This window comes from Candidatus Latescibacterota bacterium (assembly GCA_020633725.1).
Taxonomy (GTDB): Bacteria; Krumholzibacteriota; Krumholzibacteriia; order JACNKJ01; family JACNKJ01; genus VGXI01.
Map to the genome: position 1 here is coordinate 482,718 of JACKDC010000003.1, position 9,568 is coordinate 492,285.

The 9,568-nt window shown below is 66.1% G+C and carries 21 protein-coding genes; all 21 read right to left on the bottom strand.

Annotation, left to right across the window (positions count from 1 at the left end):
* Window positions 1–72 precede the first annotated feature (72 nt).
* The 21 genes from rpsM to rplV all read right to left on the bottom strand — a co-directional run bounded on the left by rpsM (window position 73) and on the right by rplV (window position 9,564).
* The gene (rpsM, locus tag H6693_09285; GenBank protein MCB9516376.1) at window positions 73–450 is read right to left on the bottom strand and encodes a 30S ribosomal protein S13; all 378 of its coding nucleotides are present in this window, start codon (window positions 448–450) and stop codon (window positions 73–75) included.
* Window positions 451–472: 22 nt separating this feature from the next.
* Window positions 473–589 carry a 50S ribosomal protein L36 gene (gene rpmJ / locus H6693_09290; GenBank protein MCB9516377.1) on the bottom strand — a complete coding sequence of 39 codons (117 nt, stop codon included), beginning with the start codon at window positions 587–589 and terminating at the stop codon, window positions 473–475.
* A 35-nt stretch (window positions 590–624) separates the two neighbouring features.
* Window positions 625–843: a translation initiation factor IF-1 gene (gene infA, locus H6693_09295; protein ID MCB9516378.1), complete on the bottom strand. Its 219-nt coding sequence runs from the start codon at window positions 841–843 to the stop codon at window positions 625–627.
* Window positions 844–857: 14 nt separating this feature from the next.
* The gene (gene map / locus H6693_09300; protein ID MCB9516379.1) at window positions 858–1,601 is read right to left on the bottom strand and encodes a type I methionyl aminopeptidase; all 744 of its coding nucleotides are present in this window, start codon (window positions 1,599–1,601) and stop codon (window positions 858–860) included.
* The gene (locus tag H6693_09305; protein ID MCB9516380.1) at window positions 1,598–2,287 is read right to left on the bottom strand and encodes an adenylate kinase; all 690 of its coding nucleotides are present in this window, start codon (window positions 2,285–2,287) and stop codon (window positions 1,598–1,600) included. Before H6693_09305 ends, map begins: the two co-directional genes overlap by 4 nt.
* A 2-nt stretch (window positions 2,288–2,289) precedes the next feature.
* Entirely contained in the window at window positions 2,290–3,588 is a 1,299-nt protein-coding gene (gene secY / locus H6693_09310) for a preprotein translocase subunit SecY (GenBank protein MCB9516381.1), read from the bottom strand.
* A 46-nt stretch (window positions 3,589–3,634) separates the two neighbouring features.
* Window positions 3,635–4,078, bottom strand: coding sequence for a 50S ribosomal protein L15 (gene rplO, locus H6693_09315; protein ID MCB9516382.1), 444 nt, complete (start codon window positions 4,076–4,078; stop codon window positions 3,635–3,637).
* Between the two features lies 1 nt (window position 4,079).
* A complete protein-coding gene (gene rpmD / locus H6693_09320) occupies window positions 4,080–4,268 on the bottom strand; it encodes a 50S ribosomal protein L30 (GenBank protein MCB9516383.1) in 189 nt (62 codons plus the stop codon).
* 2 nt (window positions 4,269–4,270) lie between these two features.
* A complete protein-coding gene (gene rpsE, locus H6693_09325; protein ID MCB9516384.1) occupies window positions 4,271–4,768 on the bottom strand; it encodes a 30S ribosomal protein S5 in 498 nt (165 codons plus the stop codon).
* Window positions 4,769–4,856: 88 nt separating this feature from the next.
* Complete coding sequence (gene rplR / locus H6693_09330) at window positions 4,857–5,228, bottom strand: 50S ribosomal protein L18 (GenBank protein MCB9516385.1); 372 nt, start codon at window positions 5,226–5,228, stop codon at window positions 4,857–4,859.
* Window positions 5,229–5,236: 8 nt separating this feature from the next.
* Window positions 5,237–5,782 (bottom strand): 50S ribosomal protein L6, encoded by a 546-nt coding sequence (gene rplF, locus H6693_09335; protein MCB9516386.1) that lies wholly within the window; start codon window positions 5,780–5,782, stop codon window positions 5,237–5,239.
* 10 nt (window positions 5,783–5,792) lie between these two features.
* Window positions 5,793–6,191 (bottom strand): 30S ribosomal protein S8, encoded by a 399-nt coding sequence (rpsH, locus tag H6693_09340; protein MCB9516387.1) that lies wholly within the window; start codon window positions 6,189–6,191, stop codon window positions 5,793–5,795.
* 34 nt (window positions 6,192–6,225) lie between these two features.
* Window positions 6,226–6,411, bottom strand: coding sequence for a type Z 30S ribosomal protein S14 (locus tag H6693_09345; GenBank protein MCB9516388.1), 186 nt, complete (start codon window positions 6,409–6,411; stop codon window positions 6,226–6,228).
* A gap of 30 nt (window positions 6,412–6,441) precedes the next feature.
* Window positions 6,442–6,984: a 50S ribosomal protein L5 gene (gene rplE, locus H6693_09350; GenBank protein ID MCB9516389.1), complete on the bottom strand. Its 543-nt coding sequence runs from the start codon at window positions 6,982–6,984 to the stop codon at window positions 6,442–6,444.
* Window positions 6,985–7,005: 21 nt separating this feature from the next.
* A complete protein-coding gene (locus H6693_09355) occupies window positions 7,006–7,239 on the bottom strand; it encodes a 50S ribosomal protein L24 (GenBank protein MCB9516390.1) in 234 nt (77 codons plus the stop codon).
* 12 nt (window positions 7,240–7,251) lie between these two features.
* Window positions 7,252–7,620 (bottom strand): 50S ribosomal protein L14, encoded by a 369-nt coding sequence (rplN, locus tag H6693_09360; GenBank protein ID MCB9516391.1) that lies wholly within the window; start codon window positions 7,618–7,620, stop codon window positions 7,252–7,254.
* Between the two features lie 13 nt (window positions 7,621–7,633).
* Window positions 7,634–7,897 carry a 30S ribosomal protein S17 gene (gene rpsQ, locus H6693_09365; GenBank protein MCB9516392.1) on the bottom strand — a complete coding sequence of 88 codons (264 nt, stop codon included), beginning with the start codon at window positions 7,895–7,897 and terminating at the stop codon, window positions 7,634–7,636.
* A gap of 15 nt (window positions 7,898–7,912) precedes the next feature.
* Window positions 7,913–8,113, bottom strand: coding sequence for a 50S ribosomal protein L29 (locus H6693_09370; GenBank protein MCB9516393.1), 201 nt, complete (start codon window positions 8,111–8,113; stop codon window positions 7,913–7,915).
* A gap of 10 nt (window positions 8,114–8,123) precedes the next feature.
* Window positions 8,124–8,534, bottom strand: a complete 411-nt coding sequence (gene rplP / locus H6693_09375; protein ID MCB9516394.1) for a 50S ribosomal protein L16 — start codon at window positions 8,532–8,534, stop codon at window positions 8,124–8,126.
* A 2-nt stretch (window positions 8,535–8,536) separates the two neighbouring features.
* The gene (gene rpsC / locus H6693_09380; protein MCB9516395.1) at window positions 8,537–9,208 is read right to left on the bottom strand and encodes a 30S ribosomal protein S3; all 672 of its coding nucleotides are present in this window, start codon (window positions 9,206–9,208) and stop codon (window positions 8,537–8,539) included.
* An 11-nt stretch (window positions 9,209–9,219) separates the two neighbouring features.
* Window positions 9,220–9,564: a 50S ribosomal protein L22 gene (gene rplV, locus H6693_09385; GenBank protein MCB9516396.1), complete on the bottom strand. Its 345-nt coding sequence runs from the start codon at window positions 9,562–9,564 to the stop codon at window positions 9,220–9,222.
* Window positions 9,565–9,568: the final 4 nt, after the last annotated feature.

Sequence of the window (9,568 nt, forward strand, 5' to 3'; positions counted from 1 at the left end):
AATCTGCTGGCGGGTCCCCGACGCGGGGGGCCCTCAACCCTGAAGGGGGCGCGACTCTCGCGCCCCGGGGGACTAGCGCGTCTTCTTCTTCGCGCCCGGACGGGCCTTGGGGCCCTTGCGGGTGCGGGCGTTCGTCTTCGTGCGCTGGCCGTGCGCCGGCAGGCCCTTGCGGTGACGCAGGCCCCGGTAGCAGCCGATGTCCATGAGACGCTTGATGTTCATGGACACTTCGGTGCGCAGGGTACCTTCCGTCTTGTACTCGGGCTTGTTCAGCTCGTCACGGAGCATCGCCGTCTGCTCTTCGGTGAGGTTCTTCACCCGCAGATCGGGGTCGATGCCCGTGCGCTCAAGGATCTTCTCGCTCGTGCTCCGCCCCACACCGAAGATGTAGGTCAGGCCGATCACGACCCTCTTGTTGGCCGGCAGGTCGACGCCTTGGATTCGGGCCAAAACTGTTCCTCCTTATCCCGGACTAACCCTGGCGCTGCTTGTGCCGGGGATTCTTCTTGCAGATGACCCGCACCACACCACGGCGGCGGATCACCTTGCAGTGCTCGCAAATCGGCTTGACTGAAGCGCGAACCTTCATCTCGACCTCGTTTCCGCGCGGCGCTGTCGCCGGCGCTACTTGTATCTGTAGACGATGCGCCCCCGGGTCAGATCGTAGGGCGAGAGCTCCACCGTCACCTTGTCGCCAGGCAGGATGCGGATGAGATGCATTCGCATCTTGCCGGCCACGTGGGCCAGGACCGTGTGGTTGTTCTCGAGCTCGACACGAAACATCGCGTTCGAGAGGGCCTCGATGACGGTCCCTTCCACAGAAATGGCACCTTGCTTGGCCACAATACCTCCGCGTCTCAGGCGGTGAGGATCACGGGACCATCGGCCGTGATGGCTACCGTGTGCTCGAAGTGCGCGGACAGCTTGCCGTCCGCCGTCACCACCGTCCAGTCGTCGGCCAGCGTGCGCACCGCCTCGCGGCCTTCGTTCACCATCGGCTCGATCGCGAGCACCAGGCCCGGCACCAGCTCGGGGCCCTTGCCGGGAGGCCCAAAATTGGGCACTTGCGGCTCTTCGTGCAAGGCCCAGCCGATGCCGTGCCCCACCAGCTCGCGAACCACCGTGTAGCCGTGGGCCTCCACGAAGACCTGCACGGCGTGGGAGATGTCTCCCAGGCGCCCCCCCGGCCTGGCCTGGGCGATGCCGGCGGCCAGGGACTGGCGCGTCACGTCCATCAGTCGGGCCGCGGCGGGGCTGATCTGCCCCACGGCGAAGGTCTCGCAGGCGTCGGCGTAGTAGCCGTCTTTCTCCACGCCCACGTCGATGCTGACCAGATCGCCCTCTTTCAGGACCTGCTCGCCGGGTATCCCGTGCACCACCGCCTCGTTGACGGAGATGCAGGCACTGCCCGGGAAGCCATGGTAGCCCCGGAAGGCCGGTCGCGCTCCCTCGCTCTCGATGCTCTCGCGCACGACGACGTCCAGTTCCCCCGTCGTGACGCCGGGCCGCACCGCGGCCCCCGCCTTGTCCAGCGCCCTGCGCAGGACCTTGCCCGCCGCGCGCATGGCCGCGATGTCGGCGTCGTTCTTGAGCCGGATCACGCCGGCTCCCCGTCGCCGAAGCGGTCGCGCAGGATCGAGGAGATCGCGTCGGTCACGGCGTCCATCGGCTGCGAACCGTCGATGCCCACGACCTTGTCCTGGTCCTCGTAGTAGTCGATCACAGGACGCGTCTGCTCCTCGTAGACGTCCAGGCGGTCGCGAATCGTCCGCTCCTGGTCGTCGTCCCGCTGGTAGAAGCGGCCGCCATCCGGCGCCTCGCCCTCCGCGGGAATCTCGCCGCCCGGACCGGCCAGGTGGCCCAGCTCCTCGCGGCTGTAGATGCGCCCCGAGTCGCGGTTCACGCGGCGCCCGCTCAGGCGTCGCACCACTTCCTCGGGCTTGACCTGGATCAAGAGCCCCAGGTCGATGTCCGTGCCCGCCGCGCCCAGCAGGGTGCCGAGGCCCTCGGCCTGGGCCCGCGTCCGCGGGAAACCGTCCAGGATCCAGCCGGCCTCGCAGTCCGGCTGCGTCAGGCGCCGGTTCACCATGGCCAGCACGATGTCGTCGCCGACCAGCTGCCCCGCCTCCATGATCGCCTGGGCCTTTCGCCCCAGCTCCGTGCCGGAGGCCACTTCCGCCCGCAGGATGTCGCCCGTCGAGATGTGCGCGATCCCGTACTGCTGCTTGATTCGCGCCGCTTGGGTCCCCTTTCCGGAACCCGGCGCTCCCAGGATGACCAGATGCACGCCTACCTCCGGCCCCGCAACCTGCCCTTCTTCATGAAGCCATCGTAGTGACGCATGAAGAGGTGGCTCTCGATCTGCTGCAGGGTATCGAGCATCACGCCCACCACGATCAGCAGACCCGTGCCGCCGAAGTAGAAGGGGACGTGGAACTGCCGGATCAGGATGTCGGGCAAGACGGCGATGAAGGCCAGGAAGATGGCGCCCGGCAAGGTGATCCGACTCAGTGCGCGATCGATGAAGTTCGCCGTGCTCTTGCCCGGGCGGATGCCCGGGATGAAGCCGCCGAACTTCTTCATGTTGTCGGCCATGTCCACCGGATTGAGGACGATGGCCGTGTAGAAGTAGGTGAAGAACACGATGATGACCGTGTACAGCACCACGTAGAGCACGGTGCCCGGACTCATGAGGCGCGTGATCGCGTCCATGGTCACGTTGCCGTGGAACATGCTCGAGATCGTCGCGGGGAACATCACGATCGACTGCGCGAAGATGATGGGAATCACGCCCGCCGTGTTCACGCGCAGCGGGATGTGCGTGTTCTGCCCGCCGTAGACGCGCCGGCCCACCACCCGCTTCGGGTACTGCACCGGGATGCGCCGCTGGCCCTGGGTCATGTAGATGATCCCCGCGATCACGAGGACCATCATCAGCACCATCACGATGCCGCCCAGGTAGCTCATCTGCTTCGTCTGCAGCGCCCGCACCGTGTTGATCAGATCCAGCGGGTAGCGGGCGATGATGCCGATCGTGATGATCAGGCTGATCCCGTTGCCGATGCCCCGCTCGGAGATCTGCTCACCGAGCCACATGACGAAGATCGTGCCCGTGGTCAGCGTGAGCATGGTCAGCAGCTTGAAGCCGAAGCCCGAGTGGCCCACCACGTTCGTGCCCATGGACTCCAGGAACACGGCCACGCCGAAGCTCTGCAGCGCGGCCAGCAGCACCGTGCCGTAGCGCGTGTACTGGTTGATCTTCTTGCGGCCCTCCTCGCCCTCCTTCGCCAGCTTCTCGAAGTAGGGCACCACGGCCTGGAGCAGCTGCAGGATGATCGACGCGCTGATGTAGGGCATGATGCCCAGCGCGAAGATCGTCGCCTTGCTCAGGTTGCCGCCCGCGAAGAGGTCGTAGAGGGCCAGGATGCCGCCGCCCTGCCCGCGGAAGAACTCCTCGATGGCGAGGCGGTTCACGCCGGGCAGGGTGATGTGACCGCCAAGGCGGTACACGATCAGCATCAGCGCCGTGAAGACGATGCGCTTGCGCAGATCCGGGATCTTGAACGTGCTCTGAAAACTCGCGAGCATCTGGGATTGGTCTCCTCGGCTATGAGAGGACGCGGCAGCCCGTGGGCTAGCCGGCCACCTCGATCGTCCCGCCTGCCTTCTCGATCAGCTCACGCGCCTTGGCGCTGCACTTGTCAAGGCGCACGGTCAGCGCGCGGGCCACCGACCCGTCGCCCAGCAGCTTCACCGGACGATTGCGCTTGCTGATGATCCCGTGCTCGTAGAGCGTCGCCGCGGTCACCTCGACGCCTTCGGGCAGGCGCACGAGCTGGCCCACGTTCACGAGCTGGTACTCGACGCGGAAGATGTTCGTGAAGCCCCGCTTCGGAACGCGGCGCTGAATCGGCATCTGACCGCCTTCGAACCAGGCGCGCTGCGGCGAGCCGGAACGCGAGCGCTGGCCCTTGTGGCCGCGGCCGCTGGTCTTGCCGGAGCCGCTGCCGGGGCCGCGCCCCACGCGCTTGCCCGAGCGGGTGGCTCCGGGAGCCGGCTTGAGTTCGTTGAGCTTCATGCTACTCCTCCGTCTCCTCGACGCGAACCATGTGCCGCACCTTGAACACCATGCCGCGAATCTGCGGGGTGTCGTCGTGCACCACGGTGTGGTGCATGCGGTGCAGGCCGAGCGCGGCGATGGTGCGCTTGGCCTTCTCCTTGTTTCCGATCAGCGACCGCGTCTGGGTCACCTTGAGTCGCTTGGCCATGATCAGGCCTCCTCGCTGCTCTTGGCGATGTTGAACATGCGGCCGACCGAGATCCCGCGGCGCTTGGCCACGTCCGAGGCGCTGCGCATGCGGCGCAGGCCCTCCATGGTGGCGCGCACCATGTTGTGGGGGTTGTTCGACCCCAGGGACTTGGTCAGGATGTCGGAGATGCCCGCAGCCTCCAGCACCGCGCGCACCGGACCGCCGGCGATCACGCCGGTACCCGGCGCGGCCGGCTTCAGCAGGACGCGCCCGGCGCCGTAGTGGCCCACGACCCGGAACGGCACCGTGCGGTTCTCGAAGCGCTGCACGGGACCCATGTTCTTGCGGGCCGCGTCCGTGCCCTTGCGCACGGCCTCGGAGATTTCCCGGGCCTTGCCCAGACCGGTGCCCACCTGACCGTTGCCGTCGCCCACCGCCACCAGCGCGGTGAAGCTGAAGTTCTTGCCACCCTTCACGGTCTTCGACACGCGGTTGATGGCCACGACCTTCTCGATCAGATTGGAGCGCTCTTCCTCCTGCTGCTGGTCGCGGCGGCGGCGAGGGCGCTGGTCCCGCTGGTCTCTGCCTCGAATCACTGTCTACCCCCTAGAATTCGAGTCCCGCCTTGCGGGCGGCTTCGGCCAGGGCCTTGACCCGGCCGTGATAGAGAAAGCCGCCGCGGTCGAAGACGACGGATTTGATGCCCTTGGCCTGCGCGGCCTCCGCGATGATCTTGCCCACCTCGCGGGCGCTGGCCATCTTCTGCGATTCGCCCTCGCCCGGCGCGGCCGTCAGCTTGAGGCTGTTCGCGCTGGCGAGCGTGACGCGCTGCTCGTCGTCGATGAGCTGCGCGTAGATGTTGGTCAGGCTGCGGTACACCGACAGCCGCGGCCGGTTGCTCGTGCCGGCCACGCCGCGGCGGATGCGGCGGTGGCGCTTGGTGCGCTGCAGCTTGCGATCGAACGTCTTGATGGACATGGCGACTCCTAGCCCTTCGCCGAGGCCTTGCCGGCCTTGCGGATGATTTGCTCGCCCTTGTAGCGGATGCCCTTGCCCTTGTAGGGCTCCGGGGGGCGCCAGGACCGGATGTTGGCGGCCGTCTGGCCCACCACTTCCTTGTCGTGCCCCATCACCTTGATCACCGTGGGCTGCGGCACCTCGAAGCTGATGCCCGCCGGCGGCTCGACCACCACGGGGTGGGAGTACGCCAGCGCCAGGTGCAGGTCGCTGCCCTTGAGCTCGGCGCGGTAGCCGACGCCCACGATCTCGAGCTCCTTCGTGAAGCCCGCGGACACGCCCTCCACCATGTTGGCGAGCAGCGTGCGCGTCAGACCGTGCTGGGCCCGGTGCGTGCGCGACTCGCTGGGGCGCTCCACGCGGACCTCGGCGTCCTCCACCACGACCTTCATCTCGGGGTTGAGCCGACGGCTGAGTTCGCCCTTGGGACCCTTGACCGTGCAGTGACCGTCGGCTGTGTGCGTCACGGTGACGCCGGCCGGCACGGGAATGGGCTTCTTGCCAATGCGCGACATGTCTTGCCTCCTACCAGATCTGGCAGAGAACCTCGCCGCCAACGCCCCGCTGACGGGCCTCGTTGCCGGTGAGGATGCCCTGGCTGGTGGAAAGGACGACGACGCCGTAGCCGCCAAGCACGCGCGGAATCTCGCCACTCTTGGCGTAGATCCGGCGGCCGGGCTTGCTGACCCGCTGGAGGCCCTCGATGACGGGCGCGCTGTCCTCGTTGTACTTCAGATAGATCCGCAGGAGACCCTGCTTGCCATCCTCCACGAACTTCACGTCGTTCACATAGCCCTGCTCGCGCAAGATCTTGGCGATCTCGCCCTTGATTCGCGAGGCCGGGATATCCACGCGCGCATGCTTGGCGCGGGTAGCATTACGAATTCTCGTCAGGAAGTCCGCAATGGGATCGGTCATCGACATGAGCTAACCCTCGTTTCGCTGCTCTGTAGTCCTGTTACCAGCTGGCCTTGACGACGCCCGGGATTTCCCCGCGCAGGGCCATCTCACGGAAGCAGATGCGGCAGATGCCGAACTTGCGCATGTAGCCTCGCGGGCGTCCGCAGCGCCTGCAGCGCGTGTAGCTGCGGACCTGGAACTTGGGCTTCCGACTGGATTTGACGATCAGGCACTTCTTGGCCACGCTGATACCTCTTTGCGTTTTCGCTCGGGACTAGTTGCGACGGAACGGCATGTTCAGGAGTCGCAGCAGTTCCATCGCTTCCTCGTCCGTCTCGGCGCTCGTGACGAAGTTGATGTCCATCCCCTGGATCCGGCTGATCTTGTCGAAGTCGATCTCGGGGAACATGATCTGTTCCTTGATGCCGAGGTTGTAGTTGCCCCGGCCATCGAAACTCTTGGTGGGCACGCCGCGGAAGTCGCGCACGCGCGGCAGCGCCACGTTCACCAGGCGGTCCAGGAACTCCCACATGCGGGCGCCGCGCAGCGTCACCTTGAGACCCACGGGCATGCCCTCGCGGATCTTGAAGTTCGCAACGGACTTGCGCGCCGCGTTGACCCGGGGCTTCTGGCCCGTGATGGTCGTCAGCTCGGCCTCGGCGGCCTTGATCATGTTCTCGTTCCGCGCGCCCTCGCCCACGCCCATGTTGACGACGATCTTCATCAGACGGGGCACCTGCATGGGGTTCCCGTAGTTGAACTTCGCCTGCAGGGCGGGCGCCACGTTCTCTCTGTAGTAGGCCTTCAACCTCGCCATTTCCGTTTCCTTTCCTCGGGCCTAGGGGCGCGAGCCCTTCTCGAGCAGCCGCACGTTCGAGACGTGGATCGGCGCTTCCTTCTCGATAATGCCGCCGGGGTCCTGCTGGCTGCGCGCCTTCTGGTGGCGCTTGACCAGGTTCACCTTCTCGACGATCACGCGCTCCTTCTCCGGGAAGACCTTGAGCACCTTCCCCTTGAGCCCCTTGTGGGCGCCGGCGATCACCTCGACGGTATCGTTTTTCGCGATCTTCACGGCTTCACCTCGCTAGAGCACTTCGGGCGCGAGCGAAACGATCTTCATGAATCGCTTCTCGCGCAGTTCGCGGGCCACGGGGCCGAAGATGCGGGTCCCCACCGGCTCGTTCTGCTGGTTGATGATCACGGCCGCGTTCTGGTCGAAGCGGATGTAGGAACCGTCCCGGCGCCGCACTTCCTTGCGCGTCCGCACGACGACCGCGCGCGCCACCTGGCCGCTCTTGACCGTGCCGTTGGGCAGGGCCTGCTTCACCGCCACCGTGATGATGTCGCCCACCGAGGCGTACTTCCGGCGGGTGCCGCCCAGCACCTTGATGCACTGGGCCTTCTTCGCGCCGGAGTTGTCCGCGATGACCAACATGGTCTCCTGCTGAATCATTTCCCTCGCCCCCTTACTCGGCGCGCTTGACGATTTCGAAGACGCGCCAGCGCTTCGTCTTGCTCAAGGGACGCGTGGCCATCACGCGGACCAGATCGCCCACGCGACAGCTGTTGTCAGCGTCGTGCGCGACCACCTTGCTCGTGCGCTTGTAGTACCGCTTGTAGCGCGGATGCGGAATGCGGCGCTCGACGTTGACCACCACCGTCTGCTCCATCTTGTCGCTGACGACGGTCCCCAGCAGGGTCTTGCGCAGATTCCGGGTCCTGTCTTCCATCCTCGACTCCTATCCTTACTGAGCCCGCTCCTGCTGGCGCTCGCTCAGCAGGGACTTGATCCGCGCGAGGTCGCGACGCGCCTTGCGGATATTGAGGGGGTTGTCCAGCTGTCCGAGGCCGTGACGGAGCTTCATGTTGAAGAGCTCCTCGGCCATCTCCCGCTCCTTCGCCTCCAGCTCCTGGAGGGTCAGGTCGCGCATCTCGTTCATCTTCATCGGGGTCTCCTCACGCCTCGCGGCTCAGGAACTTCATCTTGGCCGGCAGCTTGGCCGCGCCCAGGCGCATCGCCTCGCGGGCGATCTCCTCGCCGACGCCCTCGAGCTCGAAGACGATCCGGCCGGGCTTGACCACGGCGACCCAGTACTCCGGGTTGCCCTTGCCCTTGCCCATGCGGGTCTCGGCCGGCTTCACCGTGATCGGCTTGTCCGGGAAGATGCGGATCCAGAGCTTGCCGCCGCGCTTCACGTAGCGCGTGATGGCGACGCGCGCGGCCTCGATCTGCCGGCTCGTGATCCAGCAGGGCTCCTGCGCCTGCATGGCGTACTGGCCGAAGGAGATCTGGTTGCCGCGGTAGGCGAAGCCGCGCATCCGCCCCTTCTGCATCTTGCGGTGCTTTATGCGCTTGGGCATCAACATGACTAGATCGCCTCCTGCACCTGGTTGCTCAGCTCGCGCTTGAAGTCCCGCGGGAAGACGTCGTTCACGTAGACCCAGACCTTGACGCCGATGGTGCCGAAGGTGGTCTTCGCGGTGCTCGTCCCGTAGTCGATGTCCGCGCGCAGCGTGTGCAGGGGCACCTCACCGTCGTGGTAGTGCTCCACGCGGGCGATCTCCGAGCCGCCCAGGCGGCCGCCGCACTGGATCTTGATCCCGCGGGCGCCCATGCGCATGGCCGACGTGATGGACTTCTTCATGGCGCGCCGGAAGCTCACGCGGTTCTCCAGCTGGGAGGCCACGTGCTCGCTCACGAGCTGCGCGCTCAGCTCCGGCTTCTTGACTTCCTTGATGTTCAGGTACACCTGCTTGCCGGTCAGGTGATTCAGCTGGTCGCGGAGCAGGTCCACTTCCTGGCCCTTGCGGCCGATCACCATGCCGGGGCGCGCGGTGTAGATGTTCACCGTCACCTTCTTCGTGGAGCGCTCGATCGTCACCCGCGCGATGCCGGCGCGGAAGAGGCGCTGCTTCACGAAGCGGCGGATCGTCACGTCCTCGTTGAGCCAGTCGGCGTAGTTCTTGGTGGCGAACCAGCGCGAATCCCAGGTCCTGATGACCCCGAGACGGAAGCCGGTCGGATGAGTCTTCTGACCCACGGTGCTCCTCCTTACTTCTGGCCCAGTTCGACGAACAGGTGGCTCGTGCGCTTGCGCACGCGGTAGGCGCGGCCCTGCGCACGGGCGCGGATGCGCTTCATGGTCGGACCCTCGTCTGCGTAGATCGTCGCCACCACGAGGCGGTCGACGTCCACCGGGTTCTGCTCGCTGGCCAGGTCCGTGGCGTTGGCCACCGCGGACTTGATCACGCGGTAGATCGGCAGCGCCGCGCCCTTGTTCATGTGCTTGAGGACGTTCATCGCCTCGTTCACGTTCATGCCGCGCACGATGTTGACCACCTGGCGCATCTTGAACGGAGAGATCCGCACGAACTTCGCGCTTGCCTTGGCAGGCATCTCA

Excerpts from the sequence above, each read along its gene's own strand:
- rplF (MCB9516386.1), bottom strand. The coding sequence starts at position 5,782 with ATGTCGCGCATTGGCAAGAAGCCCATTCCCGTGCCGGCCGGCGTCACC.
- rplE (MCB9516389.1), bottom strand. The coding sequence starts at position 6,984 with ATGGCGAGGTTGAAGGCCTACTACAGAGAGAACGTGGCGCCCGCCCTG.
- rplV (MCB9516396.1), bottom strand. The coding sequence starts at position 9,564 with ATGCCTGCCAAGGCAAGCGCGAAGTTCGTGCGGATCTCTCCGTTCAAG.
- rpmD (MCB9516383.1), bottom strand. The coding sequence starts at position 4,268 with ATGGCCAAGCGACTCAAGGTGACCCAGACGCGGTCGCTGATCGGAAAC.
- rpmJ (MCB9516377.1), bottom strand. The coding sequence starts at position 589 with ATGAAGGTTCGCGCTTCAGTCAAGCCGATTTGCGAGCACTGCAAGGTG.
- rplO (MCB9516382.1), bottom strand. The coding sequence starts at position 4,078 with ATGAAGCTCAACGAACTCAAGCCGGCTCCCGGAGCCACCCGCTCGGGC.
- rpsH (MCB9516387.1), bottom strand. The coding sequence starts at position 6,191 with ATGTCGATGACCGATCCCATTGCGGACTTCCTGACGAGAATTCGTAAT.
- secY (MCB9516381.1), bottom strand. The coding sequence starts at position 3,588 with ATGCTCGCGAGTTTTCAGAGCACGTTCAAGATCCCGGATCTGCGCAAG.
- rplP (MCB9516394.1), bottom strand. The coding sequence starts at position 8,534 with ATGTTGATGCCCAAGCGCATAAAGCACCGCAAGATGCAGAAGGGGCGG.
- rplR (MCB9516385.1), bottom strand. The coding sequence starts at position 5,228 with ATGTCCATCAAGACGTTCGATCGCAAGCTGCAGCGCACCAAGCGCCAC.
- rpsQ (MCB9516392.1), bottom strand. The coding sequence starts at position 7,897 with ATGGAAGACAGGACCCGGAATCTGCGCAAGACCCTGCTGGGGACCGTC.
- H6693_09370 (MCB9516393.1), bottom strand. The coding sequence starts at position 8,113 with ATGAAGATGAACGAGATGCGCGACCTGACCCTCCAGGAGCTGGAGGCG.
- rplN (MCB9516391.1), bottom strand. The coding sequence starts at position 7,620 with ATGATTCAGCAGGAGACCATGTTGGTCATCGCGGACAACTCCGGCGCG.